Source organism: Salmonella enterica subsp. enterica serovar Typhimurium str. LT2 (assembly GCF_000006945.2).
In the GTDB taxonomy this organism is placed as follows: Bacteria; Pseudomonadota; Gammaproteobacteria; order Enterobacterales; family Enterobacteriaceae; genus Salmonella; species Salmonella enterica.
Map to the genome: position 1 here is coordinate 501,387 of NC_003197.2, position 24,774 is coordinate 526,160.

21 protein-coding genes, 1 other RNA gene and 23 other annotated features are annotated in these 24,774 nt (G+C 53.3%); of the genes, 16 read left to right on the forward strand and 6 right to left on the reverse strand.

Translation table 11 applies throughout. The features are described 5' to 3' along the window. Positions 1 to 268: 268 nt before the first annotated feature. Positions 269 to 274: a ribosome-binding site (putative RBS for tig; RegulonDB:STMS1H000792), on the forward strand. The 8 genes from tig (at position 269) to ybaW (ending at position 10,180) form a co-directional block, all read left to right on the forward strand. Next, positions 269 to 1,578 (forward strand): peptidyl-prolyl cis/trans isomerase gene (tig, locus tag STM0447; protein ID NP_459443.1). Within the gene, positions 280 to 1,578 belong to an annotated coding region; the region does not span the whole gene. (Overlaps the previous feature by 6 nt.) Before the next feature lie 234 nt (positions 1,579 to 1,812). Continuing rightward, positions 1,813 to 1,818 (forward strand) — a ribosome-binding site (putative RBS for clpP; RegulonDB:STMS1H000793). Next, positions 1,813 to 2,448, forward strand: a protein-coding gene (gene clpP, locus STM0448; protein ID NP_459444.1) for a proteolytic subunit of clpA-clpP ATP-dependent serine protease. Within the gene, positions 1,825 to 2,448 belong to an annotated coding region; the region does not span the whole gene. (Overlaps the previous feature by 6 nt.) A gap of 238 nt (positions 2,449 to 2,686) precedes the next feature. Then, positions 2,687 to 2,692, forward strand: a ribosome-binding site (putative RBS for clpX; RegulonDB:STMS1H000794). After that, the gene (gene clpX / locus STM0449; protein NP_459445.1) for a specificity component of clpA-clpP ATP-dependent serine protease, chaperone occupies positions 2,687 to 3,971 on the forward strand. Within the gene, positions 2,700 to 3,971 belong to an annotated coding region; the region does not span the whole gene. It overlaps the preceding feature by 6 nt. A gap of 174 nt (positions 3,972 to 4,145) precedes the next feature. Next, positions 4,146 to 4,151, forward strand: a ribosome-binding site (putative RBS for lon; RegulonDB:STMS1H000795). Then, positions 4,146 to 6,511, forward strand: a protein-coding gene (lon, locus tag STM0450; RefSeq protein NP_459446.1) for a DNA-binding protein. Within the gene, positions 4,157 to 6,511 belong to an annotated coding region; the region does not span the whole gene. Its footprint overlaps the feature before it by 6 nt. A gap of 160 nt (positions 6,512 to 6,671) precedes the next feature. Next, positions 6,672 to 6,680 (forward strand) — a -35 signal (putative -35_signal for hupB; RegulonDB:STMLTH004679). Next, positions 6,672 to 6,992 (forward strand): DNA-binding protein HU-beta, NS1 (HU-1) gene (gene hupB, locus STM0451; protein NP_459447.1). Within the gene, positions 6,720 to 6,992 belong to an annotated coding region; the region does not span the whole gene. Its footprint overlaps the feature before it by 9 nt. Beyond that, positions 6,699 to 6,707, forward strand: a -10 signal (putative -10_signal for hupB; RegulonDB:STMLTH004679). (Overlaps the previous gene by 9 nt.) Then, positions 6,707 to 6,712, forward strand: a ribosome-binding site (putative RBS for hupB; RegulonDB:STMS1H000796). (Overlaps the previous feature by 1 nt.) Before the next feature lie 272 nt (positions 6,993 to 7,264). Further along, positions 7,265 to 7,270 (forward strand) — a ribosome-binding site (putative RBS for cypD; RegulonDB:STMS1H000797). Further along, positions 7,265 to 9,154, forward strand: a protein-coding gene (gene cypD / locus STM0452) for a peptidyl prolyl isomerase (protein NP_459448.1). Within the gene, positions 7,283 to 9,154 belong to an annotated coding region; the region does not span the whole gene. It overlaps the preceding feature by 6 nt. A gap of 135 nt (positions 9,155 to 9,289) precedes the next feature. Further along, positions 9,290 to 9,295 (forward strand) — a ribosome-binding site (putative RBS for ybaV; RegulonDB:STMS1H000798). Further along, positions 9,290 to 9,678, forward strand: a protein-coding gene (gene ybaV, locus STM0453; protein ID NP_459449.1) for a putative DNA uptake protein and related DNA-binding proteins. Within the gene, positions 9,304 to 9,678 belong to an annotated coding region; the region does not span the whole gene. Its footprint overlaps the feature before it by 6 nt. Positions 9,679 to 9,767: 89 nt before the next feature. Then, positions 9,768 to 9,773 (forward strand) — a ribosome-binding site (putative RBS for ybaW; RegulonDB:STMS1H000799). Continuing rightward, positions 9,768 to 10,180, forward strand: a protein-coding gene (ybaW, locus tag STM0454) for a putative esterase (protein NP_459450.1). Within the gene, positions 9,782 to 10,180 belong to an annotated coding region; the region does not span the whole gene. (Overlaps the previous feature by 6 nt.) Positions 10,181 to 10,285: 105 nt before the next feature. On the opposite strand, the gene ybaX is transcribed toward ybaW, so the two are convergent. Then, positions 10,286 to 10,991, reverse strand: a protein-coding gene (gene ybaX / locus STM0455; RefSeq protein ID NP_459451.1) for a putative (aluminum) resistance protein. Within the gene, positions 10,286 to 10,981 belong to an annotated coding region; the region does not span the whole gene. Continuing rightward, positions 10,986 to 10,991 (reverse strand) — a ribosome-binding site (putative RBS for ybaX; RegulonDB:STMS1H000800). Its footprint overlaps the gene before it by 6 nt. A 54-nt stretch (positions 10,992 to 11,045) precedes the next feature. Beyond that, positions 11,046 to 12,756 (reverse strand): putative ABC transporter periplasmic binding protein gene (ybaE, locus tag STM0456; protein NP_459452.1). Within the gene, positions 11,046 to 12,746 belong to an annotated coding region; the region does not span the whole gene. Then, positions 12,751 to 12,756 (reverse strand) — a ribosome-binding site (putative RBS for ybaE; RegulonDB:STMS1H000801). It overlaps the preceding gene by 6 nt. A gap of 78 nt (positions 12,757 to 12,834) precedes the next feature. Then, positions 12,835 to 12,840 (forward strand) — a ribosome-binding site (putative RBS for cof; RegulonDB:STMS1H000802). On the opposite strand from ybaE, the gene cof reads away from it, so the two are divergent. Beyond that, the gene (cof, locus tag STM0457) for a putative hydrolase (protein NP_459453.1) occupies positions 12,835 to 13,665 on the forward strand. Within the gene, positions 12,847 to 13,665 belong to an annotated coding region; the region does not span the whole gene. It overlaps the preceding feature by 6 nt. A gap of 49 nt (positions 13,666 to 13,714) precedes the next feature. Here cof and STM0458 read toward each other — a convergent pair. Next, positions 13,715 to 14,775, reverse strand: a protein-coding gene (locus tag STM0458) for a putative cysteine synthase/cystathionine beta-synthase (protein ID NP_459454.1). Within the gene, positions 13,715 to 14,770 belong to an annotated coding region; the region does not span the whole gene. Further along, positions 14,770 to 14,775, reverse strand: a ribosome-binding site (putative RBS for STM0458; RegulonDB:STMS1H000803). Its footprint overlaps the gene before it by 6 nt. A gap of 96 nt (positions 14,776 to 14,871) precedes the next feature. Beyond that, positions 14,872 to 14,877, forward strand: a ribosome-binding site (putative RBS for ybaO; RegulonDB:STMS1H000804). Between STM0458 and ybaO the strand changes: the two genes are divergently transcribed. The 5 genes from ybaO to amtB all read left to right on the forward strand — a co-directional run bounded on the left by ybaO (position 14,872) and on the right by amtB (position 20,797). After that, positions 14,872 to 15,341 (forward strand): putative transcriptional regulator (AsnC family) gene (gene ybaO, locus STM0459; protein ID NP_459455.1). Within the gene, positions 14,883 to 15,341 belong to an annotated coding region; the region does not span the whole gene. Its footprint overlaps the feature before it by 6 nt. A gap of 27 nt (positions 15,342 to 15,368) precedes the next feature. Then, positions 15,369 to 15,374 (forward strand) — a ribosome-binding site (putative RBS for mdlA; RegulonDB:STMS1H000805). Continuing rightward, positions 15,369 to 17,154, forward strand: a protein-coding gene (mdlA, locus tag STM0460) for a putative ABC superfamily (atp) transporter (RefSeq protein ID NP_459456.1). Within the gene, positions 15,382 to 17,154 belong to an annotated coding region; the region does not span the whole gene. It overlaps the preceding feature by 6 nt. Beyond that, positions 17,134 to 17,139 (forward strand) — a ribosome-binding site (putative RBS for mdlB; RegulonDB:STMS1H000806). Its footprint overlaps the gene before it by 6 nt. Further along, positions 17,134 to 18,928 (forward strand): putative ABC superfamily (atp&membrane) transporter gene (mdlB, locus tag STM0461; protein ID NP_459457.1). Within the gene, positions 17,147 to 18,928 belong to an annotated coding region; the region does not span the whole gene. Before mdlA ends, mdlB begins: the two co-directional genes overlap by 21 nt. A gap of 200 nt (positions 18,929 to 19,128) precedes the next feature. Next, positions 19,129 to 19,134: a ribosome-binding site (putative RBS for glnK; RegulonDB:STMS1H000807), on the forward strand. Beyond that, positions 19,129 to 19,479, forward strand: a protein-coding gene (gene glnK, locus STM0462) for a regulatory protein P-II 2 (protein ID NP_459458.1). Within the gene, positions 19,141 to 19,479 belong to an annotated coding region; the region does not span the whole gene. It overlaps the preceding feature by 6 nt. A gap of 17 nt (positions 19,480 to 19,496) precedes the next feature. Next, positions 19,497 to 19,502, forward strand: a ribosome-binding site (putative RBS for amtB; RegulonDB:STMS1H000808). Next, the gene (gene amtB / locus STM0463) for a putative Amt family, ammonium transport protein (RefSeq protein ID NP_459459.1) occupies positions 19,497 to 20,797 on the forward strand. Within the gene, positions 19,511 to 20,797 belong to an annotated coding region; the region does not span the whole gene. Its footprint overlaps the feature before it by 6 nt. 99 nt (positions 20,798 to 20,896) lie before the next feature. On the opposite strand, the gene tesB is transcribed toward amtB, so the two are convergent. Continuing rightward, positions 20,897 to 21,770, reverse strand: a protein-coding gene (tesB, locus tag STM0464; RefSeq protein ID NP_459460.1) for an acyl-CoA thioesterase II. Within the gene, positions 20,897 to 21,757 belong to an annotated coding region; the region does not span the whole gene. Continuing rightward, positions 21,765 to 21,770: a ribosome-binding site (putative RBS for tesB; RegulonDB:STMS1H000809), on the reverse strand. It overlaps the preceding gene by 6 nt. Before the next feature lie 189 nt (positions 21,771 to 21,959). Beyond that, positions 21,960 to 21,965 (forward strand) — a ribosome-binding site (putative RBS for ybaY; RegulonDB:STMS1H000810). Here tesB and ybaY point away from each other — a divergent pair. After that, positions 21,960 to 22,541, forward strand: a protein-coding gene (ybaY, locus tag STM0465) for a glycoprotein/polysaccharide metabolism (protein NP_459461.1). Within the gene, positions 21,972 to 22,541 belong to an annotated coding region; the region does not span the whole gene. (Overlaps the previous feature by 6 nt.) Positions 22,542 to 22,573: 32 nt before the next feature. On the opposite strand, the gene ybaZ is transcribed toward ybaY, so the two are convergent. Beyond that, positions 22,574 to 22,973, reverse strand: a protein-coding gene (ybaZ, locus tag STM0466) for a putative methyltransferase (RefSeq protein NP_459462.1). Within the gene, positions 22,574 to 22,963 belong to an annotated coding region; the region does not span the whole gene. Further along, positions 22,968 to 22,973 (reverse strand) — a ribosome-binding site (putative RBS for ybaZ; RegulonDB:STMS1H000811). It overlaps the preceding gene by 6 nt. A gap of 67 nt (positions 22,974 to 23,040) precedes the next feature. Here ybaZ and ffs point away from each other — a divergent pair. Next, positions 23,041 to 23,156, forward strand: an RNA gene (gene ffs, locus STM0467) — signal recognition particle, RNA component. 37 nt (positions 23,157 to 23,193) lie between these two features. Here ffs and ylaB read toward each other — a convergent pair. Beyond that, the gene (gene ylaB, locus STM0468) for a putative diguanylate cyclase/phosphodiesterase domain 2 (protein NP_459463.1) occupies positions 23,194 to 24,756 on the reverse strand. Within the gene, positions 23,194 to 24,744 belong to an annotated coding region; the region does not span the whole gene. After that, positions 24,751 to 24,756, reverse strand: a ribosome-binding site (putative RBS for ylaB; RegulonDB:STMS1H000812). (Overlaps the previous gene by 6 nt.) Positions 24,757 to 24,774: the final 18 nt, after the last annotated feature.

The window sequence follows — 24,774 nt, forward strand, 5'->3', positions numbered from 1 at the left end:
CGGGCCGTTTTGTTTTGTCTGAATTTTGAGCGTGTCGTACAGTATTCAGACAAAAATTAGCCGAGAATTGTGAAAACCGCCGCAGCATCGCACAATCACCGTTCTCGACTCACAAAAGTGATGCCGCTATAATGCGCCGTCTTATATATGAACGTCTTCGGGATGATTCTGACGACAGGGAATGTGATTGATTACGAGAACATCCCGGTTCCGCGAAGCAAATAGCACGTGCTTGCGGAGTAGAGTTGACCGAGCACTGTGATTTTTTGAGGTAACAAGATGCAAGTTTCAGTTGAAACCACTCAGGGCCTTGGCCGCCGTGTAACGATTACAATCGCTGCTGACAGCATCGAGACCGCTGTAAAAAGCGAGCTGGTCAACGTAGCGAAAAAAGTACGTATTGACGGCTTCCGTAAAGGCAAAGTACCGATGAATATCGTCGCTCAGCGTTATGGCGCTTCTGTTCGCCAGGACGTGCTGGGCGATCTGATGAGCCGCAACTTCGTTGACGCGATCATCAAAGAAAAAATTAACCCGGCAGGCGCGCCGAACTATGTTCCGGGCGAATACAAAGTGGGTGAAGACTTCACTTACTCCGTCGAGTTTGAAGTCTATCCGGAAGTTGAGCTGACCGGCCTCGAGTCCATCGAAGTTGAAAAGCCGGTTGTTGAAGTCACCGACGCTGACGTTGATGTGATGCTGGACACCCTGCGTAAGCAGCAGGCGACCTGGAAAGAAAAAGACGGCGCTGCTGATGCGGAAGACCGCGTGACCATCGACTTCACCGGCTCTGTAGACGGCGAAGAGTTCGAAGGCGGCAAAGCGACCGATTTCGTTCTGGCGATGGGCCAGGGTCGTATGATTCCGGGCTTTGAAGACGGCGTTAAAGGCCACAAAGCTGGCGAAGAGTTCACTATCGACGTGACCTTCCCGGAAGAGTACCACGCTGAAAACCTGAAAGGTAAAGCGGCTAAGTTCGTTATCAACCTGAAGAAAGTTGAAGAACGCGAACTGCCGGAACTGACCGAAGAATTCATCAAACGTTTCGGCGTTGAAGATGGTTCCGTAGCCGGTCTGCGCGCTGAAGTACGTAAAAACATGGAACGCGAGCTGAAAGGCGCGGTGCGTAACCGCGTTAAGTCTCAGGCGATCGAAGGTCTGGTAAAAGCTAACGACATCGACGTACCGTCTGCGCTGATCGACAGCGAAATCGACGTTCTGCGTCGTCAGGCTGCGCAGCGTTTTGGTGGTAACGAGAAACAGGCTCTGGAGCTGCCGCGCGAACTGTTCGAAGAACAGGCTAAGCGTCGTGTAGTTGTCGGTCTGCTGCTCGGCGAAGTCATTCGTACCAACGAGCTGAAAGCGGACGAAGAACGCGTTAAAGGCCTGATCGAAGAGATGGCGTCTGCTTACGAAGATCCGAAAGAAGTGATTGAGTTCTACAGCAAAAATAAAGAGCTGATGGACAATATGCGTAACGTCGCTCTGGAAGAACAGGCTGTTGAAGCGGTTCTGGCAAAAGCGAAAGTGTCTGAAAAAGCCACTTCCTTCAATGAGCTGATGAACCAGCAGGCGTAATTTTTCGCGTTAAAAGCACGAAATTTGCACAAAAACCCGTCACCTTTCAGTGACGGGTTTTTTTTGTCACGTATTTTGCATGGTAAGGGTGCGAAAACCGCGTTTCAGTGTTAGCGTTAGAGCAAAAGATTGTTATGCTTGAATTATGGCGATGCCGTACCCATTACAGAGGGACTGGCTGATAATCCGTCCATCAGGTTACAATCAGTACAGCAGATTTTTTCAATTTTTATCCAGGAGACGGAAATGTCATACAGCGGAGAACGAGATAATTTGGCCCCTCATATGGCGCTGGTGCCGATGGTCATTGAACAGACCTCACGCGGTGAGCGCTCTTTTGATATCTATTCTCGTCTACTTAAGGAACGCGTCATATTTCTGACCGGCCAGGTCGAAGACCATATGGCTAACCTGATCGTGGCGCAGATGCTGTTCCTGGAAGCGGAAAACCCGGAAAAAGATATCTATCTGTACATTAATTCTCCTGGCGGCGTAATTACTGCGGGGATGTCCATCTATGACACCATGCAGTTTATTAAGCCAGACGTCAGCACCATTTGTATGGGACAGGCGGCCTCTATGGGGGCGTTTCTGCTGACTGCCGGGGCGAAAGGCAAACGTTTCTGCTTGCCGAACTCTCGCGTCATGATCCACCAGCCGCTGGGCGGCTACCAGGGCCAGGCGACGGATATTGAAATTCACGCCCGCGAAATTTTGAAAGTAAAAGGGCGCATGAATGAACTTATGGCGCATCATACGGGTCAATCTCTTGAGCAGATTGAACGTGATACTGAGCGCGATCGCTTCCTCTCCGCGCCTGAAGCGGTAGAGTACGGTTTGGTTGACTCAATTTTGACCCATCGTAATTGATGCCCTGGACGCAAGTGTGCCGCTATACACTTCATCCTTCACGCTACCTCGGTGTTGGCTGCCAGCGCGCCTCCCAGTGACTTACTTATGTAAGCGCCTGCAGAGTCGACGAGTTGCCGCCTTGATGTAGCTCGAATGATTTTGTGTATATACTAATGAAGGGCGGCACAACGCTGATTAGCGGCTTGCGCCTGAGAATGGCATTTGCGTCGTCGTGTGCGGCACAAAGAACAAAGAAGAGGTTTTGACTCATGACAGATAAACGCAAAGATGGCTCGGGCAAATTGTTGTACTGCTCTTTTTGCGGCAAAAGCCAGCATGAAGTGCGCAAGCTGATTGCCGGTCCATCCGTGTATATCTGCGACGAATGCGTCGATTTATGTAACGACATTATTCGCGAAGAAATTAAAGAAGTTGCTCCGCACCGTGAACGTAGTGCGCTGCCGACGCCGCATGAAATTCGTACCCACCTGGACGATTACGTTATCGGCCAGGAGCAGGCGAAAAAAGTGCTGGCGGTGGCGGTCTATAACCACTACAAGCGTCTGCGTAACGGCGATACCAGCAATGGCGTCGAGTTAGGTAAAAGCAACATTCTGCTGATTGGACCGACCGGTTCCGGTAAAACGCTGCTGGCGGAAACGCTGGCGCGCTTGCTGGATGTGCCGTTCACTATGGCGGATGCGACCACGCTAACCGAAGCGGGTTACGTTGGTGAAGACGTCGAGAATATCATTCAGAAACTGTTGCAGAAATGCGACTACGACGTGCAAAAAGCGCAGCGTGGGATTGTCTACATTGATGAAATCGATAAGATTTCGCGTAAATCAGACAATCCGTCCATTACCCGCGATGTTTCCGGCGAAGGCGTACAGCAGGCGTTGCTGAAACTGATCGAAGGCACCGTCGCCGCGGTTCCACCGCAGGGCGGTCGCAAACATCCGCAGCAGGAGTTCTTACAGGTAGATACCTCTAAGATTCTGTTTATCTGCGGCGGCGCGTTTGCCGGTCTGGATAAAGTGATCGCTAACCGTGTTGAAACCGGCTCCGGCATTGGTTTTGGCGCGACGGTGAAAGCGAAGTCCGACAAAGCCAGCGAAGGCGAGCTGTTGTCGCAGGTTGAACCGGAAGATTTGATCAAATTTGGTCTGATTCCTGAGTTTATCGGTCGTCTGCCAGTGGTAGCGACGCTGAATGAACTCAGCGAAGAAGCGCTGATTCAAATCCTGAAAGAGCCGAAAAATGCGCTGACCAAGCAGTATCAGGCGCTGTTTAACCTGGAAGGCGTCGATCTGGAATTCCGTGACGAAGCGCTGGACGCTATCGCCAGGAAAGCAATGGCGCGTAAAACCGGCGCCCGTGGCCTGCGTTCTATCGTCGAAGCGGCGCTGCTGGATACCATGTACGATTTGCCATCTATGGAAGACGTCGAAAAAGTGGTGATCGACGAGTCCGTTATTGCCGGTCAGAGTAAGCCGTTGCTGATTTACGGCAAACCGGAAGCGCAGGCTTCTGGCGAATAATTAAACATTCATACAATCAGTTAGCCAAAAAAGGGGGGATTTTATCTCCCCTTTCGTTTTTCCTGTAAACACGCCGTTGAATGTGTGGGAAACATCCCCATATACTGACGTACATGTTATAGGTGGTATGGAGCACAGCTATACTATCTGATTACCTGGCGGACACTAAACTAAGAGAGAGCTCTATGAATCCTGAGCGTTCTGAACGCATTGAAATCCCCGTATTGCCCTTGCGCGATGTGGTGGTTTATCCGCACATGGTCATACCCTTATTTGTAGGGCGGGAAAAATCTATCCGTTGTCTGGAAGCGGCTATGGACCATGATAAAAAAATCATGCTGGTCGCCCAGAAGGAAGCATCGACGGATGAGCCGGGTGTAAACGATCTTTTCACCGTCGGGACCGTGGCCTCTATTTTGCAGATGCTGAAACTGCCTGACGGCACCGTAAAAGTGCTGGTCGAGGGGTTACAGCGCGCGCGTATTTCCGCGCTGTCTGACAACGGCGAACATTTCTCCGCGAAGGCGGAGTACCTTGATTCGCCAGCCATTGATGAGCGTGAACAAGAAGTGCTGGTGCGTACCGCTATCAGCCAGTTCGAAGGCTACATCAAGCTGAACAAAAAAATTCCGCCGGAAGTGCTGACGTCACTCAATAGCATTGACGACCCTGCACGTCTGGCTGACACCATCGCCGCGCATATGCCGCTGAAACTGGCGGATAAACAGTCCGTACTGGAGATGTCCGACGTTAACGAACGTCTGGAATATCTGATGGCGATGATGGAATCTGAAATCGATCTGCTGCAGGTTGAGAAACGCATTCGCAACCGCGTGAAAAAGCAGATGGAGAAATCCCAGCGCGAGTACTATCTGAACGAGCAAATGAAAGCGATTCAGAAAGAGCTTGGCGAGATGGACGACGCGCCGGACGAAAACGAAGCGCTGAAGCGTAAGATCGACGCGGCGAAAATGCCGAAAGAGGCGAAAGAGAAAGCGGAAGCGGAACTGCAGAAGCTGAAAATGATGTCTCCGATGTCGGCGGAAGCGACCGTGGTGCGCGGCTACATCGACTGGATGGTGCAGGTGCCGTGGAATGCGCGTAGCAAGGTCAAAAAAGACCTGCGTCAGGCGCAGGAAATCCTCGATACTGACCATTATGGTCTGGAGCGCGTGAAAGACCGCATCCTTGAGTATCTCGCGGTTCAAAGCCGTGTAAATAAAATCAAGGGGCCGATCCTGTGTCTGGTGGGGCCGCCGGGGGTAGGTAAAACCTCGTTGGGCCAGTCCATCGCTAAAGCAACAGGGCGTAAATACATCCGTATGGCGCTGGGCGGCGTGCGTGATGAAGCGGAAATCCGCGGTCATCGCCGGACTTACATTGGCTCTATGCCGGGTAAACTGATCCAAAAAATGGCCAAAGTGGGGGTTAAAAACCCACTGTTCCTGCTCGATGAGATCGACAAAATGTCTTCTGACATGCGCGGCGATCCGGCTTCCGCACTGCTGGAAGTGCTGGATCCGGAGCAGAACGTGGCGTTCAGCGATCATTACCTGGAAGTGGATTACGATCTCAGCGATGTGATGTTCGTCGCCACTTCCAACTCCATGAACATTCCGGCGCCGCTGCTGGATCGTATGGAAGTGATCCGTCTGTCCGGTTATACCGAAGACGAGAAGCTGAATATTGCTAAACGTCACCTGCTGCCGAAGCAGATCGAGCGTAACGCGCTGAAGAAAGGCGAACTGACGGTCGACGATAGCGCGATTATCGGTATTATCCGCTATTACACGCGTGAAGCGGGCGTGCGTAGTCTGGAGCGTGAAATCTCCAAACTGTGCCGCAAAGCGGTTAAACAACTGTTGCTCGATAAGTCGTTAAAACATATCGAAATTAACGGCGATAATCTGCACGACTACCTCGGTGTGCAGCGCTTTGATTATGGCCGCGCGGATAGCGAAAACCGCGTAGGTCAGGTGACGGGGCTGGCGTGGACGGAAGTGGGCGGCGATCTGTTGACCATCGAAACCGCCTGCGTCCCGGGCAAAGGCAAGTTGACCTACACCGGCTCGCTCGGTGAAGTGATGCAGGAATCCATTCAGGCGGCGCTGACCGTGGTGCGTGCGCGCGCGGAAAAACTGGGTATTAATCCGGACTTTTACGAAAAACGCGATATCCACGTTCACGTGCCGGAAGGCGCAACGCCGAAAGACGGTCCAAGCGCCGGTATCGCGATGTGTACCGCGCTGGTTTCCTGCCTGACCGGTAATCCGGTGCGCGCAGATGTGGCAATGACCGGTGAGATCACGCTGCGTGGTCAGGTGTTGCCGATCGGCGGCCTGAAAGAAAAACTGTTGGCGGCGCATCGCGGCGGGATTAAAACGGTCTTAATTCCGTTCGAAAATAAACGTGACCTGGAGGAAATTCCGGACAACGTGATTGCCGATCTGGATATTCATCCTGTGAAGCGCATTGAGGAAGTTCTGACGCTTGCTCTGCAAAACGAACCGTCTGGAATGCAGGTTGTAACCGCAAAATAGTGACCTCGCGCAAATAGCGCTAATAAAAACAGGGCTGGCAGGCTATTTCGGACTTGCCAGCCTTTTTTTGTATAGCTAATTTAGATGGTTGATTGGGTCTGCCACCATTAACGGGTGTTGTAAGGGCGTGGCAGGCCTGATATAACTGCTGCGCGGTCGTACTTCGAAGGATTCAGGTGCGATATAAATTATAAAGAGGAAGAGAAGAGTGAATAAATCTCAACTGATCGAAAAAATTGCTGCAGGGGCTGATATCTCTAAGGCTGCGGCTGGACGTGCGTTAGATGCGATTATTGCTTCTGTTACCGAATCTCTGAAAGAAGGGGATGACGTTGCACTGGTAGGCTTTGGTACTTTTGCTGTTAAAGAGCGTGCTGCCCGTACTGGTCGCAACCCGCAAACAGGTAAAGAGATCACCATCGCCGCTGCCAAAGTGCCGAGTTTCCGTGCAGGTAAAGCGCTGAAAGACGCGGTAAACTAAGCGTGATCCCCTCGGGGGATGTGACAAAGTACAAGGGCGCATCAACTGATGTGCCTTTTTTATTGGCGATTCGGGACTTTCTGTGCGTTGCGGGCTGACAATTGCCCTCGTTTCTTGTCACAATAGGCTTTTGTGCGCCGCGTTCAGAAAATGCGATGCGCGTGAAGTCTCTATACGCAAATCATTCAGGTTGCGTCGACGCGGCGACTGAGCGAATCACTCGGTAGCCAGCGGAGAAGCCGCCTGAAAGATAAAGTGTAAAGTCACCTACAGCGGAGTGTGGTTACACCATGATGGACAGCTTACGCACGGCTGCAAACAGTCTCGTGCTCAAGATTATTTTCGTTATCATTATCGTGTCGTTCATTTTGACCGGCGTTAGTGGTTACCTGATTGGCGGAAGCAATAACTACGCCGCAAAAGTGAATGGCCAGGAAATCAGCCGGGCACAGTTTGAGAATGCGTTTAACAACGAACGTAACCGTATGCAGCAGCAGTTGGGCGACAGGTATTCTGAACTGGCGGCCAACGAAGGTTATATGAAAAGCCTGCGCCAGCAGGTGCTGAATCGTCTGATAGATGAAGCGCTGTTGGATCAATATTCCCGCGAACTGAAACTGGGCATCAGCGATGAGCAGGTAAAGCAGGCGATTTTCGCCACTCCCGCTTTTCAGGTGGACGGTAAGTTTGACAACAACCGCTATAACGCGATTGTGAATCAGATGGGAATGACCGCCGATCAGTACGCTCAGGCGCTGCGTAACCAGCTTACCACTCAGCAACTGATCAACGGCGTGGCCGGTACTGATTTTATGCTGAAAGGGGAAACCGACGAACTGGCGGCATTAGTCTCTCAACAGCGCGTGGTGCGTGAAGCCGTTATTGATGTCAACGCGCTGGCGGCGAAGCAGCAGGTGACCGATCAGGAAGTGTCCAGCTACTACGATCAGAATAAAGTCCGCTTTATGACGCCGGAACAGTTCCGCGTAAGCTATATCAAGCTGGATGCCGCGACGATGCAGGCACCGGTCAGCGATGCGGATATTCAGGCCTATTATGACCAGCATGTAGATCAGTTTACTCAGCCGGAGCGTATTCGTTACAGCATTATTCAGACCAAAACGGAAGATGATGCGAAAGCGGTACTGGATGCGCTGAACAAGGGCGAAGATTTCGCCACGCTGGCGAAAGAGAAATCTACCGATATCATCTCTGCGCGTAATGGCGGCGATATGGGCTGGCTGGAAGAGTCTGCCACGGTGCCGGAACTGAAAAACGCCGGATTAAAAGAAAAAGGCCAGATATCTGGCGTGATTAAGTCGTCTGTCGGTTTTCTGGTGGCGCGTCTGGATGATATTCAGCCTGCCAAAGTGAAACCGTTAAGCGAGGTTCGCGACGACATTGCCGCGAAAGTGAAACAAGAAAAAGCGCTGGATGCTTACTATGCGTTGCAGCAGAAAGTGAGCGATGCGGCAAGCAACGACAATGAGTCGTTAGCAGGCGCTGAACAGGTCGCTGGCGTAAAAGCCGTTGAAACCGGCTGGTTTAGCCGTGACACCTTACCGGAAGAGCTGAACTTCAAACCGGTAGCCGATGCTATCTTTAATGGCGGTCTGGTGGGCGAAAACGGTACGCCGGGGCCGAATTCAGACATTATCACCGTGGATGGTGACCGGGCTTTTGTCGTACGCGTGAGCGAACATAAACCTGAAGCCGTGAAGCCGTTGGCAGAAGTGAAAGAACAGGTCACTGCCCTGGTGAAGCATAATAAAGCGGAACAACAGGCGAAGCTGGATGCGGAGAAACTGCTGGTCGAGCTGAAAGCGGGCAAAGGCGCGGAAGCGATGAAAGCGGCGGGGCTGAGTTTTGGCGAGCCTAAAACGTTAAGTCGTACCAGTCAGGATCCGGTGAGTCAGGCGGCCTTTGCGTTAAGCCTTCCGACGAAAGATAAGCCAGTTTATGGCGTGGCGAACGATATGCAGGGTAACGTCGTTCTGCTGGCGTTTGACGAGGTGAAAGCGGGCGCCATGCCGGAAGCGCAGAAAAAAGCGATGGTGCAGGGCATCACGCAGAACAATGCGCAAATTGTCTTTGAGGCGCTGATGAGCAATCTGCGTAAAGAGGCGAAAATCAAAATCGGCGACGCTCTGGAACAGCAGTAATCGTCGAGGCGCTTCGCAAAAAATTGCAAAACGTTGTATCCCACAAAGGCCGCTTTCGCGGCCTTTTCCATTTCTGAGAATTGCCGTTTGTTCGTTTTTCTCCGCCCCGCTATCGTGGCTGCACTGTTAACAAACAAGGAGAAAACAGTATGAAACACGGAATTAAAGCACTGCTTATTACGCTTTCTTTAACCTGCGCGGGCATGGCCCATAGCGCGCTGGCGGCGACGCCTGTCGCAAAAAATGCAGCGGTGGAAACAAAAGCGGATACGCCTTCTTCATCCTCCGCCAAAGCGGCATTACCTGCTAAAGCCAGCGATGATGAAGGTACCAGGGTGAGCATTAATACCGCGTCTGCGGAGGATCTGGCGCGGGTGATGAACGGCGTTGGGCTGAAAAAAGCGCAGGCTATTGTGAGCTATCGGGAGGAGTATGGTCCTTTTAAAACGGTGGATGATTTAAAGCAGGTGCCGGGAATGGGAAGCGCGCTGGTGGAGCGTAATCTGGCAGTTTTAACATTGTAATCACTTGCACAGTGGCCAAAATTTGCCAGACTGTAGAGGTCATACCAGTTATGACCTCTGTACTTGTCGTTTACTTATAACAACAACGTAAGGTTATTGCGCTATGCAAACACAAATCAAAGTTCGTGGATATCATCTTGATGTTTATCAACATGTTAATAATGCCCGCTATCTGGAGTTTCTGGAAGAAGCCCGTTGGGATGGTCTGGAAAACAGCGACAGCTTTCAGTGGATGACGGCCCGCAATATTGCCTTTGTGGTGGTAAACATCAATATAAATTACCGTCGCCCGGCGGTATTGAGCGATCTATTGACCGTGACCAGCCAGGTACAACAGCTTAACGGTAAAAGCGGCGTATTAAGCCAGACGATTACGCTGGAGCCAGAAGGGCAGGTGGTGGCCGATGCGCTCATCACGTTTGTTTGTATTGATTTAAAAACGCAAAAAGCGCTGCCGCTGGAAGGCGAATTGCGTGAAAAGCTGGAACAGATGGTGCAATAACGCTTCGCAGTCTGATGGCGTTGAACTTGTCCGGCCTGGAGATATTGACCATGGTGAATATCTCCAGGCCGGATAAGGTGCGTGCGCCGCCATCCGGCAAAACAATCACCTTAACCCGGTTTTTTGCTTCATTGCTGCCATCACCGCCGCTTTATTCGACAGATAATGATTCAGGCCGTTAGCGCGCAGATTACAGGCTGCGCAATGACCACAGCCATCGCCTTTAATGCCGTTATAGCAGGTCAGCGTCTCTTCGCGAACCAAATCCAGTTGGCCCCAATAATCGGCCAGCGCCCAGGTTTCAGCTTTATCAATCCACATTAAGGGCGTTTCGAAACGGATATCTTTCGCCATGCCCAGATTCACCGCGTGATTCAGCGCTTTGACGAACTCATCGCGACAGTCTGGATAGCCGGAAAAATCGGTCTCGCAAACGCCAGTGATCACCGCTTCGGCTTTAACCTGATAAGCGTAAATCGCCGCCAGCGTCAGAAAGAGAATATTGCGTCCCGGTACGAAAGTATTGGGGATACCGTCAGCGTTCGGTTCATAGTCCGGCACCGGAATGCTATCCCGCGTCAGGCTGCTGACCGCCAGTTCGTTCAGCAAAGTGACATCCAGCACTTTATGCGCGCGTGCGCCAAGTTTTAACGCCAGCGCCCGCGCGACATCAATCTCTGCGCGGTGGCGCTGACCATAATCAAACGTGACACAATGCACTTCATCATACTGATGCCGCGCTTGCGCCAGACAAGTGGTGGAGTCCTGACCTCCACTAAATACAACAACGGCGCGTTTCATAGTTATCCTGATCAATGACGAAAGCCAATATGGTAACGCGTACGGATAATCCCGACCAGCTTCTTCACGGCGAAGGCGGCGGAAGCCAGGCTTCGCTAAATTCAAACCAGCCGCGAGGGGTGAGTCGAACGCCGTTAACGCCCGGTGGGGCGCTGATGCGATAGTGATAATTAAATAGTGGCGTAAGTGTGGCGTCATCCATCAGGTTAGCAAAAACTTGTTGTAGCGCGGCGCGGCGATCTTTTTCATTGGGCTGAATTTGCAGAGCGTCAAGCGTAGCCTGCAGATGGGAAAACGCAGGCGCGTCCAGGACATGTGACCAGATCTGATCGCAACGTAGCCACTGCTCCAGCGTATATTCCGGCGCTTCGCCGATCAGCCTGTCGCCCATCATCAGATCCGCTTGCGCCAACGCAGGGCAGTTATCCCAGTTTTTGGCATTATGAAAAATCAACGTTAACTCACAGCCGAGCGTCGCCAGGTAATGTCGAAGCTGTTCCGCCATCGTATGCAGCTCTACGGGAAGGTGATACGCCAGGGTAAGTTTTTTCGGCAATGGCGTTTCATCAACGTCCTGCCATTGCGGGATTGTCCAGCCGGGTAGCAGCCCCTGACTTGGCATAATCAAGTTCTCATCTACCGGTAAGGTTTTCAGCAGCGAAGTATGATGGATAATATGTATCAGACGCCGCGCCTGCTGTACGTTGAGCCGTGAGCCCTTTTTGAGGGTTAAATAACAAAAGCCAAGACTGATACCACTACTTACCTGACTCAGCGTCGCCAGCTCTTCCGGTTTGCCGATGGCAATCTGCACCGGATGGCGGCAACTGGTGCCCAGATCCTGGGCAAACAGTTGCGGGGTGATCCAGAATTCAATCGCTTTCAGCAGCGGATGGCTGAGGTGATAATGGTCATGACTTTCCAGACGCACCAGTTCCGGCGTGAACAACGCCAGGCGAAAAGGACCGGTGCCGATAAGCGGCAGGTCAGGATGCGCCAGACCGCTACAATAGCTCGCCAGACGATGCGCCAGCCAGTAATCAGGTCGGTGAAGGAGAAAGGTCAGGCACTGAGGATGCGTTACTTCGATCCGTGCGACGCTAATAAACAATTTGCTTAGCGCGGGTAGGGTAAGCAGCCTTTCCAGGCGTTCGTGTAGCTGCGCGGTATCCACCGCATCGCCATTATGCCAGTGCAGCGTGGAGCGAATATAAAAATCCCAGCGTAAACCGTCGGCGGAAACCTCCCAGTGATGCGCCAAATCCCCGCAAGGATATTGACTGTCGCGGTCGAAGCGCGTTAACCCGGAAAAAACTTGCCCTGCGAGATGCTGTTCCGCGCGGCCTGGCAGGAAACCCGGCTGCAGCGGATCAAGCGGACGATAGTAGGGAATACGCAATGTCGGCGTATCGTTTTGCCATTGGCCGCCCATAAAAGGCTGGAGCATCGCCCGTAACTCGCCCGGCGCCAGCTGCGCCAGTTCCAGTACGTTGAGCTGCTGCCCTTTTTCCAGCGCCTGTTCCATCATGGCGGTGCGGAGCGATTCCGGCGTGACCAGAAACTGGAGCCGTCCACGTTTCCCGCGCCCGGACTGCGCCTCCCATCTTAGCCAACCTGCCTGCTGGGCCTGACGCAGCAGCGTTCGCAGATGGCGCTCGCTACAAAAACAGCGTTCGGCCAGTTCGCTAACGGTGACATGTTGCGTTTCCCCGGCGGAAGGCTGCCAGAGGCGTTGATATTGATTAAGCCGATTCAGTAGCCTCATAGAAACCCGGAACACTTCCTTTTATCTGTTCACTATTACTTCCGTATATCTCAGGTAATACTGAACAACAAGTTAACCGCGTCACAGTGTGGAGAAAGAGATGGCCCGTCTGGCAGCATTTGATATGGATGGCACGTTATTAATGCCCGATCACCATTTGGGTAGAGAAACGATCGCCACGCTGGCGCGTCTGCGCGAACGCGATATCACCCTGACATTCGCTACGGGTCGTCATGTGCTGGAAATGCGGCATATTCTGGGGACGCTTTCACTGGATGCTTATCTTATTACCGGTAACGGGACGCGAATTCACTCGCTGGAAGGCGACGTGCTGCATCGTCAGGATCTCGATCCTCAGGTTGCCGATACGGTGATGCACCATGCCTGGGATACCCGAGCCAGTATGCATGTGTTTAATGACAACGGCTGGTTTACAGGCCAGGAGATCCCCGCGCTACTCCAGGCGCACGTCTACAGCGGCTTTCGTTATCAGGTTATCGATATAAAAAGCATTCCGGCCCATCAGGTGACGAAGATCTGTTTTTGCGGCGATCATGACGATCTGATCCGTTTGCGCATTCAGCTCAATGAGGCGCTGGAAGAACGCGCGCACCTCTGTTTCTCTGCCGTCGACTGCCTGGAAGTGCTACCGCTGGGGTGCAATAAAGGATCGGCGCTGGCGGTATTGAGCAACCATTTAGGGCTTTCACTGGCAGATTGCATGGCGTTTGGCGACGCGATGAACGATCGGGAAATGCTGGGCAGCGTCGGGCGGGGGCTCATTATGGGCAATGCCATGCCGCAGCTTATCGCCGCGCTGCCACACCTTTCGGTTATCGGACATTGTGGTAATCAAGCGGTATCACACTTTTTGACGCATTGGCTGGACAATCCGCATCTACCTTATTCCCCCGAATGAGAGATCTCTTCCAGCAAGCCAGACATTCAGTCTGGCTTTTTTTTGGTTTCTAGTCGCCGGTAAGTAATTTTGCGATGGCCGCTGACCACGGCGTCAAATCGCCGATATGGTCGCTAACCCAGGCCGGATGGTAATAGGTATCCAGATAGCGATCGCCGCTATCGCACAATAACGTCACGATAGCGCCGGTTTCTCCAGCCTCGCGCATCCGGGCCGCAAGCTGCAGAGCTCCCCACATATTCGTGCCGGTAGAGGCGCCGACTTTACGGCCTAGCTGCGTTTCCAGCCAGTGTGCGGTGGCAACGCTGGCGGCGTCCGGCACGCGCAGCATCTCATCCACGACATCCGGAATAAAAGAAGGCTCTACTCGCGGACGACCAATTCCTTCAATTTTACTGCCTACCGGGCTGCGTAATGAAGCGTCGCGATCCTGCCAGTAAGGTAAAAAGACGGAATTTTCCGGATCCACCACCATGAGCTGAGTATCATAGCCCTGGCAGCGAATATAGCGCCCAATCGTCGCAGAGGTTCCGCCCGTTCCGGCGCTCATGACGATAAATCGCGGTACCGGATGGAGTTCGTTGCGCATCTGGCGGAAAATACTGTCGGCAATATTATTGTTGCCCCGCCAGTCGGTAGCTCGTTCTGCGTAGGTAAACTGGTCCATATAGTGACCGTTCAGTTCATGCGCCAGCCGCTCGGAGGCGGCATAAATTTCGCAGGCGCTCTCCACAAAATGACAGTGGCCGCCGTAAAATTGAATCTGTTCGATTTTACGTTTTGCGGTACAGGCGGGCATGACGGCGATGAACGGCAGTCCCAGTAAACGCGCGAACCAGGCTTCGGAAATCGCCGTTGAGCCTGATGACGCTTCAATAATCGGAGTGCCTTCTTTAATCCAGCCATTGCACAACCCATAAAGGAACAGCGAGCGCGCCAGACGATGCTTGAGGCTACCGGTGGGATGCGTGCTTTCGTCTTTCAGGTAAAGCTGGATACCTGGAAATGCCGACAGGGGCAAACGAATAAGATGCGTATCCGCCGAGCGCTGGTGGTCAGCGTTAATTTCATTAATGGCATTTTTAACCCAATTGCTACTCATCATTAATATCCATTTATCATTTTGTGCCAAGAGTAGCGAAAAGTACGGAAAAAATTGTTGCTATTTGACCTTTAAATTACAATGTAAGGAGAAAAATATTCTCTATGGAGTGGGTATGTTAGATAAAATTGACCGTAAGCTGCTTTGCTTATTGCAGCAGGATTGTACCCTCTCTTTGCAGGCGCTGGCGGATGCCGTTAATCTGACGACAACGCCTTGCTGGAAGCGGCTTAAACGCCTGGAAGATGACGGTATCCTGCTTGGCAGGGTCGCGCTGCTGGACCCGGAAAAACTGGGGCTGGGATTAACCGCTTTCGTGTTGATAAAAACGCAGCACCACAGCAGTGAATGGTACTGTCGGTTCGTGACCGTCGTCTCTGAGATGCCGGAAGTGCTTGGCTTCTGGCGGATGGCGGGGGAATACGACTATCTGATGCGAGTTCAGGTGGCCGACATGAAGCGGTATGACGACTTCTATAAACGTCTGGTCAATAGCGTCCCAGGACTGTCAGACGTCACCTCCAGTTTTGCGATGGAACAGATTAAGTACACCACCTCTCTGCCCATTGAATAATTCTCCCGGTATTGCCGGAAATCATATCAGGAAATAACGCGTGCGATTATTTGCTCAATTAAGCTGGTACTTTCGCCGGGAATGGCGTCGCTATCTTGGCGCAGTGGCCCTGCTTATGCTTATTGCGATGCTACAGCTAATCCCGCCCAAAGTGGTGGGGATTGTCGTGGATGGCGTAACCGCACAGCAGTTTACTCCAGGCCGAATAGCGATGTGGATTGGCACCATTGCCCTGATCGCCGTAGTGGTCTATTTGTTGCGCTATGTCTGGCGCGTGCTGCTATTTGGCGCCTCTTATCAATTAGCCGTTGAACTGCGTGAAGATTATTATCGCCAGTTGAGTCGTCAGCATCCTGAATTTTATCAGCGCCATCGGACGGGCGATCTTATCGCGCGTGCGACGAATGATGTGGATCGCGTCGTATTTGCAGCGGGCGAGGGCGTTCTGACGCTGGTTGACTCGCTGGTAATGGGCTGTGCGGTACTGATTGTCATGTCGACGCAAATTAGCTGGCAGCTAACGCTATTAGCGCTGTTGCCGATGCCGATTATGGCGCTGATGATCAAACGTTACGGCGATCGGCTGCATGATTATTTCAAACTGGCGCAGGCCGCCTTCTCCAGCCTGAACGACCGCACGCAGGAGAGTCTGACCAGCATCCGCATGATCAAAGCGTTTGGTCTGGAGGACCGCCAGTCTTCGCTGTTTGCGGCGGATGCCGAAGATACCGGCAAGAAAAATATGCGCGTGGCGCGTATTGACGCGCGTTTTGATCCAACCATTTACATCGCCATTGGCATGGCGAACCTGCTCGCGATTAGCGGCGGAAGCTGGATGGTGGTTAACGGCAGCCTGACGCTGGGCGAACTCACCAGCTTTATGATGTATCTGGGGTTGATGATTTGGCCGATGCTGGCGCTGGCCTGGATGTTTAATATCGTGGAGCGGGGTAGCGCCGCATACAGCCGCATCCGCGCCATGCTGGCGGAAGCGCCGGTAGTTAAGGATGGCGAAGAGCCGGTCCCGGCGGGGCGCGGCGAACTGACGGCGGCCATTCGTGAGTTTTGCTATCCGCAAACGACGCATCCGGCGCTGGAGAATGTGAACTTTCGTCTTAAACCGGGTCAGATGCTGGGGATATGCGGTCCGACCGGCGCGGGGAAAAGCACAATATTGTCGCTTATCCAGCGCCATTTTGATGTGACGCAGGGAGAGATCCGATTCCATGACATGCCGTTGACGCATCTGCAACTGGATAGCTGGCGTAGCCGACTGGCGGTTGTCAGCCAGACGCCGTTTTTGTTCTCGGACTCTATTGCGAATAATATTGCGCTCGGACGCCCGGAGGCGACTCAGGAGGAGATTGAACAGGTGGCGCGTTTAGCCAGCGTACATGAGGATATTCTCCGCTTGCCTCAGGGCTACGACACGCAGGTAGGTGAACGTGGCGTCATGTTATCGGGAGGGCAAAAACAGCGTATCTCGATTGCCAGAGCGCTACTGTTAAATGCGGAAATTCTGCTTCTCGATGATGCGCTTTCTGCAGTAGATGGCCGCACGGAGCATCAGATTTTGCATAATTTGCGCCAGTGGGGCGAAGGGCGTACGGTCATCATCAGCGCGCATCGTTTATCCGCGCTGACCGACGCCAATGAAATTATCGTTATGCAACATGGTCATGTTGTTCAGCGCGGCGATCACGATCAACTGGCGCAGCAGATTGGCTGGTATCGCGATATGTATCGCTATCAGCAACTGGAGGCCGCGCTGGATGACGCGCCGGAACGCGGCGAGGAGGCGGTGAATGCGTAGTTTTGGACAGCTATGGCCGACGCTGAAACGGTTGCTGGCGTATGGCTCGCCATGGCGAAAACCGCTCTCTGTCGCGGTGATGATGCTGTGGATTGCGGCGGCGGCGGAGGTTAGCGGTCCGCTGCTGATCAGCTATTTCATTGATAACATGGTGGCCCGCCACCATTTACCGTTGGGCAAGGTCGCGGGGCTGGCGGCCGCCTATGTGGGGCTACAATTTCTGGCGGCGGGTCTGCATTACGCCCAGTCTTTATTATTTAACCGGGCGGCCGTTGGCGTGGTTCAGTCCTTGCGCACGGACGTCATGGATGCCGCCTTGCGCCAGCCGCTAAGCGCCTTCGACACGCAGCCTGTCGGACAATTAATTTCACGCGTGACCAACGATACGGAAGTCATCCGCGATCTGTACGTCACGGTCGTCGCAACGGTATTACGTAGCGCGGCGTTGATCGGCGCCATGCTGGTCGCTATGTTCAGCCTTGACTGGCGGATGGCGCTGGTGGCGATTTTGATTTTTCCGGCGGTATTGACCGTGATGATCATTTATCAGCGCTACAGCACGCCGATTGTACGCCGCGTGCGGGCATACCTGGCGGATATTAACGACGGCTTTAACGAAATCATCAATGGGATGAGCGTAATCCAGCAGTTTCGCCAGCAGGCGCGCTTCGGCGAACGCATGGGCGAGGCCAGCCGCTCGCACTACATGGCGCGGATGCAGACGCTGCGCTTGGATGGCTTTTTATTGCGTCCGCTGCTTAGCCTCTTTTCCGCGCTCATTTTATGCGGTTTGTTGATGCTTTTCAGCTTTACGTCTGCCGGCACGATTGAGGTCGGGGTGCTGTATGCGTTCATTAGCTATTTGTCACGTCTGAACGAGCCGCTCATTGAACTGACCACCCAGCAATCCATGCTACAGCAGGCGGTTGTGGCGGGAGAACGTGTTTTTGAACTGATGGATCGCCCGCGCCAGCGCTATGGCAGCGACGACAGGCCGTTACAAAGCGGGGCGATTGATATTGATCATCTGTCGTTTGCTTACCGCGACGATAATCTTGTTTTACAGGACATTACGCTATCAGTACCGTCCCGTAGCTTTGTGGCGCTGGTGGGGCACACCGGCAGCGGGAAGAGCACGCTCGCCAGCTTATTAATGGGGTATTACCCCCTGACACAAGGCGAAATTCGGCTGGATGGGCGAGAAATCGCCTCTCTTAATCATCGCGTTTTACGCCAGGGCGTGGCGATGGTTCAACAGGACCCGGTAGTGATGGCGGATACCTTTCTGGCTAATGTGACGCTGGGGCGCGATGTCTCCGAGGCGCAGGTGTGGCAGGCGCTGGAAACGGTACAACTGGCAGATCTGGCGCGCGGCCTGAGCGACGGGCTGCATACGCATCTCGGCGAGCAGGGAAATACGCTGTCCGTCGGGCAAAAACAGCTATTGGCGCTGGCGCGCGTGCTGGTTGACGCCCCGCAAATATTAATTCTTGATGAAGCGACGGCCAGCATCGATTCCGGCACTGAGCAGGCGATACAGCAGGCGCTGGCGGCGATTCGCGAGCGCACCACGCTGGTGGTTATTGCCCATCGGCTATCGACAATCGTGGAGGCGGATACCATTCTGGTTCTCCATCGCGGCCAGGCGGTGGAGCGCGGGACGCATCAACAATTGCTGGCGGCACAAGGACGCTACTGGCAAATGTATCAATTACAGTTAGTTGGCGAGGAGTTAGCCGCCAGCGTACACGAAGAACCCGGCCCTGCGGCGTAAGGTTTGGCGCCACAGGGCAAAACCTCGCCCATCATGCACCGTCGTGGTGCGTTTTTCTTTCCCTGTTTCGATTTTGGGGCGCGTCAATATAAAGACGCGCCGCTAACCGCGCTTTTCCTCGCTCGCCAGCTTCTGGCACATCCTTTGCAATATCCATTCAGAAGAGTCCATGCGCGGCGGCAGCCGTTACCTAATTCTGACTGGAGGGTTCTATGAAGCTGGTTACCGTGATTATCAAACCGTTCAAGCTGGAGGACGTGCGGGAGGCGCTTTCTTCCATTGGCATTCAGGGACTGACCGTCACCGAAGTGAAAGGGTTTGGCCGTCAGAAAGGACACGCCGAACTGTATCGCGGCGCGGAGTACAGCGTGAATTTCCTGCCGAAGGTCAAAATTGATGTGGCTATCGCCGACGACCAACTGGAAGAGGTGATCGATATCATCAGTAAAGCGGCTTACACCGGAAAAATTGGCGACGGCAAAATTTTCGTCGCGGAGCTCATGCGCGTTATTCGGATTCGTACCGGCGAAGCTGACGAAGCAGCGCTGTAAGACCCGCCACACAGCAACAGGAAATGAAAAAATGAAGATAGCGATGATAAAAACCACACTGGCTTCACTGGCGCTGCTGCCTGGGCTAACGATAGCCGCGCCGGCGGTTGCCGATAAAGCGGATAGTGCTTTTATGATGATTTGCACCGCGCTGGTGCTGTTCATGACGATACCGGGTATCGCGCTGTTTTACGGCGGATTAATTCGCGCCAAGAACGTGCTGTCAATGTTAACGCAAGTGACCGTCACCTTTGCGCTGGTCTGTATTTTATGGGTGGTGTACGGCTATTCGCTGGCTTTTGGCGAAGGGAATCATTTTTTCGGTAATGCCGATGGGGCGATGTTGAAGAATATCGCGTTGACGGCGGTAACGGGTACGATTTATCAGTATATTCATGTCGCGTTTCAGGGATCTTTCGCCTGTATTACCGTCGGGCTGATTGTCGGCGCGCTGGCGGAGCGTATTCGTTTTTCGGCGGTACTGATTTTTGTCGTGGTGTGGTTCACGCTCTCTTATATCCCGATTGCGCACATGGTGTGGGGCGGCGGCCTGCTGGCTGCTCACGGCGCGCTGGATTTTGCTGGTGGTACAGTGGTGCATATTAACGCCGCTATCGCTGGGCTGGTGGGGGCTTATTTAATTGGCAAACGCGTCGGCTTTGGGAAGGAAGCATTTAAACCCCATAACCTGCCGATGGTCTTTACCGGTACTGCGATTCTGTATATCGGCTGGTTTGGATTTAACGCGGGTTCTGCCGGTAGCGCAAACGAGATAGCAGCGCTGGCCTTTGTGAACACCGTGGTGGCGACCGCCGCCGCGATTCTGGGGTGGATTATCGGCGAGTGGACGCTACGCGGTAAGCCTTCCCTGCTGGGAGCGTGTTCCGGCGCGATTGCCGGTCTGGTCGGCGTGACGCCAGCCTGTGGCTATGTTGGCGTTGGCGGCGCGCTGGTTATCGGCGTTATTGCGGGTCTGGCGGGATTGTGGGGAGTCACCATGCTTAAACGTCTGCTACGGGTAGATGATCCGTGCGACGTATTTGGCGTTCACGGCGTTTGCGGAATAGTCGGCTGTATCCTGACCGGCGTTTTTGCCGCCAGTTCGCTGGGCGGCGTTGGCTTTGTCGACGGCGTTACGATGGGACATCAGGTGATGGTACAGCTGGAAAGTATTGCTATTACGGTCGTCTGGTCCGGCGTTGTCGCGTTTGTTGGTTACAAACTGGCGGATATCCTTGTTGGACTGCGTGTACCGGAAGAGCAGGAGCGCGAGGGGCTGGATGTGAACAGTCACGGCGAGAATGCGTATAACGCGTGATTGCGCAACATGCCTGATGGCGCTGCGCTTATCCAGTTTACCGTAGGCCGGATAAGCGCAGCGTCATCAGGCCATTAACGCCGCATAGCGGCATGTTTTTTAATTGTGATTGCGCATTACCCCTTCCTGCACGGTTGAAGCGACCAGCGCGCCATCCTGAGTATAAAACTCGCCGCGAACAAAGCCCCGGGCGCTGGAGGCGGAAGTGCTCTCCACGCTATAAAGTAGCCATTCATTAAAATTGAACGGGCGATGGAACCACATAGAGTGATCGATAGTGGCGATCTGAATGCCCTTTTCCAGAAAACCGATGCCGTGAGGCTGAAGCGCGACGGGAAGGAAATTCAGGTCAGAGGCATATCCCAGTAAATATTGATGGACGCGAATGTCATCCGGAACGGTGCCGTTGGCGCGAATCCATACCTGACGCACAGGCGCGGCGACGTGACCTTTCAACGGATTGTGAAATTCGACGGGACGAATTTCCAGCGGGCGATCGCAGAGAAACTTTTCTTTCAGAATCGGCGGCAGTAAATGCGCCAGCGATTGCGCGATTTCCGTTTCTGACGGTAGTCCTTCCGGCCCGACTACCGTCGGCATGGTTTTTTGATGTTCAAAACCCGGTTCCGGCGCCTGGAATGAGGCGGTCATGTAAAAGATGGGTTTCCCGTTCTGAATAGCGGCAACGCGGCGGGCGCTGAAGCTATTCCCATCGCGCAGCACTTCTACGTCATAGATAATGGGTTTTTGGCTGTCGCCTGGCCGCAGAAAATAACTGTGGAATGAATGCACCAGTCGCGCTTCCGGCACCGTTTCTTTGGCGGCATAGAGCGCCTGGCCCACCACCTGACCGCCAAATACCTGGCGCAGCCCTAAGTCTTCACTTTGGCCCCGAAAGAGTCCTTCTTCAATTTTTTCCAGATTCAATAATGTCAGCAAATTATTCAGTGTCTGACTCATACATACTCTCCAGGTGACAACGATGCCGAAGCGAGGTAGGGCAGAGTATAACGCAATTTTGCAAGTGGTCCGATGGGTACAAAAGTCTGAATAACAGACCAATTCCAGGCAAAAATGAGTGACATGTGCCACACTTAATCACGTTATGTTTCTGTTAACCACTCTTCCGGCGGGGGGAAAGGCCTGCTGGTGCATTGATGATAAGGAGAATTGAATGAAACTCGTGCACATCGTAAGTGGTTTAGCGGTTGCGATATCTCTGGCGGCCTGCGCTGATAAAAGCGCTGATATCCAGACGCCTGCGCCAAACCCTAACATGTCGATTACAGCTAACCAGTCTACTATTCAGCAACCCAATGTTTCCGGTACCGTCTGGATCCGCCAGAAGGTCGCTCTGCCGCCAGATGCGGTGCTGACCGTGACGCTTTCAGATGCTTCGCTGGCTGATGCGCCGTCTAAGGTGCTGTCGCAAAAAGCGGTACGTACCGAAGGTAAACAGGCGCCTTTCAGTTTTGTGTTGCCGTTTAACCCATCAGATATTCAACCTAACGCGCGCATCCTCCTGAGCGCGGCCATCACCGTTGATAATAAGCTGGTATTTATTACCGATAGCGTGAAACCGGTGATTAATAATGGCGGCACTAAAGCGGATCTGACGCTGGTACCGGTACAGCAAACGGCGGTGCCTGTGCAGGCCAGCGGTGGTGCGACGACGACGGTTCCATCGACTTCGCCGACCCAGGTCAATTCGTCTTCTGCCGTTCCTGCGCCTACCCAGTATTAATCCTGCGCCAACCCTCTCCGTTACGGAGAGGGTTAATACACCCAGCGATAGCGTTGTAAATCGATTTGTCCGCTTCCCGACACCACCACGCCTTCCGCCAGTAATGCCTGACGTTGCCGCTGTAGATCCGGCCCGGTAAGTGATATTGCGCCGTGGCGGTTCACCACCCGATGCCATGGTAAAGTGCTGCCTTCCGGCAGACGTTTTAAAACTCCGCCGACCTGACGCGCCGCCCGAGGCGAACCGGCAAGCCGGGCGACATCGCCGTAGGTCGTGACAAACCCTTCCGGGATCGAGGCGACGATTTGCCAGACGCGTTGAGGAAATGTGTCCTGAATATCCATAATAGAATCCTGCGTTAATGCTTCAGGATAATCTGGAATAAGGGGGGAGGAAAGCCCGGATGCGCAAGAAACCAGCATCCGATGCCTGATGGGTTGCAATTGCACGATATAGCAGTGATAATGCGCCTGCGCGTTGGTTCACAACGCTCTCAATGGGGGCTCTGTTGGTTCTCCCGCAACGCTACTCTGTTTACCAGGTCAGGTCCGGAAGGAAGCAGCCAAGGCAGATGACGCGTGTGCCGGGATGTAGCTGGCAGGGCCCCCACCCATTTGTGCCTCTCCACACTGTTCTTTTCTGCTGTGCGACGTTATAGCCGCTGTTCCGCCCAAAGAATAAATGCCGTAGCGGGTAGGGGTTTACTGTATAACCAGCCCTGACCATAATGTACGCCATGCTGGCGTAGCCACTGTTCTTGCCTGGCCGTTTCGATGCCTTCTGCGACCATCTTAAGTTTGAGCGTTTTCGCCATTTCAATAATATGCGGCGTGACGTTTTTATATTCCAGCGCATCGACAAAAGATTTATCAATTTTAAGGACATCCACATCCAGATTTTGTAAGTAGCTGAGGCTGGAATAGCCGGTGCCAAAGTCATCAATATAAATTGAATGTCCCGCGTTACGGTATCTGGCGACAATGGGCGCGCTGGTTTTCGGATCGGCGAACTCGCGTTCCGTTAACTCAAGCGCGATTTGCGACGGAGAAATTTGGCTACGGTTCAGCAGCGTGCTTAACAGCGTCGGCAACGTTTCCGACGCCAGATCGGATGCCTCAAGATTGATTGAAATATGTTGTTCGGGATGGGACTTTAACCAACTCCCCATGTCTTCAAAAACGGTGTCGATGATTAGCCGGGTTAGCGGCTCCGTGAGCCCGGTTTGTTCAGCCAGCGCGATAAAAATTTCCGGCGAAAGGAAGGTGCCGTCCGCCTGTTGCCAGCGAGCTAAGGCTTCGGCACCGACAATTTTTCCGCTGCTCAGGGAGACAATAGGCTGATAGTGTACGTTAATTTCGCGATTGTCTATCGCATCCTGGAGACGGTGGCGGGGCGACTGTAGTCGACGCAAAATACGCAGAATAAAGGCCGCGGCCAGCAGACCCGTTACGATGCCCGCCGGTAGCCAGATAAACGCCTGTCGATACCAGCTCCTTTCCAGCGGAGCGGTCGGTGCCCAGCTTACGATAGTAATGCCCATTTCCGGAAAGGGGTGGATAGCATACTGAATGCCTCGGTTTTCCAGCCGCAGGGGCGTCTCATGGTGAATGAGCGGAAGAATAGCGGGGTCAAGGTTACCGCTGCTGGCAACCACAGTATTGCGTTCCCGGCCAATAATAGCGACGTCAATCGGCCATGCGCCAAACGGAATCACATCGATAAAGGACGCCGGGTCGATCATCACGATATAGCTGTCGCTCCCGAGTGCCGCCATATAGCGTTTTATACCCAGATCGTTTTGCGCCGTAAACCAGGCGCGATAACCGTCGCGAGTGATTTTCATGGGCGGAGGGAACGCGGGAATATGGCTCTCTTTTTCAAGTGAGGAGCAAACGGGAATCGAATTTTTAAGATACAGAACTTCCTGGACATACCGAAAGCTATAAGACACGCGGCGCATGGCGAGTAAATGGGCACTGCTGCAGGGCTCGCCTTTAAAGGAGGCAATATGCGTTAACGCGGCTTTTGCCTGGTCACTGACCCTTTCTGTACGTAGCGCCACCCGGGACGAGAAGATATCCAGCTCTTCATTAAACCTCTTTTCAACTTGACGGTGCGCCAGCCACAGACTCAATCCTATCGGGAAAAGGACAGACAGGATAAGCACTCCCGTTACCAGGCTGACCAGATGTCGTGTTGTCACAGTGATGTCCTTATAAACACAGCGTAGAGA

Coding starts and splice junctions, on each gene's coding strand:
- tig (NP_459443.1), top strand. CDS start 280: ATGCAAGTTTCAGTTGAAACCACTCAGGGCCTTGGCCGCCGTGTAACG.
- clpP (NP_459444.1), top strand. CDS start 1,825: ATGTCATACAGCGGAGAACGAGATAATTTGGCCCCTCATATGGCGCTG.
- clpX (NP_459445.1), top strand. CDS start 2,700: ATGACAGATAAACGCAAAGATGGCTCGGGCAAATTGTTGTACTGCTCT.
- lon (NP_459446.1), top strand. CDS start 4,157: ATGAATCCTGAGCGTTCTGAACGCATTGAAATCCCCGTATTGCCCTTG.
- cypD (NP_459448.1), top strand. CDS start 7,283: ATGATGGACAGCTTACGCACGGCTGCAAACAGTCTCGTGCTCAAGATT.
- ybaV (NP_459449.1), top strand. CDS start 9,304: ATGAAACACGGAATTAAAGCACTGCTTATTACGCTTTCTTTAACCTGC.
- ybaW (NP_459450.1), top strand. CDS start 9,782: ATGCAAACACAAATCAAAGTTCGTGGATATCATCTTGATGTTTATCAA.
- ybaX (NP_459451.1), bottom strand. CDS start 10,981: ATGAAACGCGCCGTTGTTGTATTTAGTGGAGGTCAGGACTCCACCACT.
- ybaE (NP_459452.1), bottom strand. CDS start 12,746: ATGAGGCTACTGAATCGGCTTAATCAATATCAACGCCTCTGGCAGCCT.
- cof (NP_459453.1), top strand. CDS start 12,847: ATGGCCCGTCTGGCAGCATTTGATATGGATGGCACGTTATTAATGCCC.
- STM0458 (NP_459454.1), bottom strand. CDS start 14,770: ATGATGAGTAGCAATTGGGTTAAAAATGCCATTAATGAAATTAACGCT.
- ybaO (NP_459455.1), top strand. CDS start 14,883: ATGTTAGATAAAATTGACCGTAAGCTGCTTTGCTTATTGCAGCAGGAT.
- mdlB (NP_459457.1), top strand. CDS start 17,147: ATGCGTAGTTTTGGACAGCTATGGCCGACGCTGAAACGGTTGCTGGCG.
- glnK (NP_459458.1), top strand. CDS start 19,141: ATGAAGCTGGTTACCGTGATTATCAAACCGTTCAAGCTGGAGGACGTG.
- amtB (NP_459459.1), top strand. CDS start 19,511: ATGAAGATAGCGATGATAAAAACCACACTGGCTTCACTGGCGCTGCTG.
- tesB (NP_459460.1), bottom strand. CDS start 21,757: ATGAGTCAGACACTGAATAATTTGCTGACATTATTGAATCTGGAAAAA.
- ybaY (NP_459461.1), top strand. CDS start 21,972: ATGAAACTCGTGCACATCGTAAGTGGTTTAGCGGTTGCGATATCTCTG.
- ybaZ (NP_459462.1), bottom strand. CDS start 22,963: ATGCTGGTTTCTTGCGCATCCGGGCTTTCCTCCCCCCTTATTCCAGAT.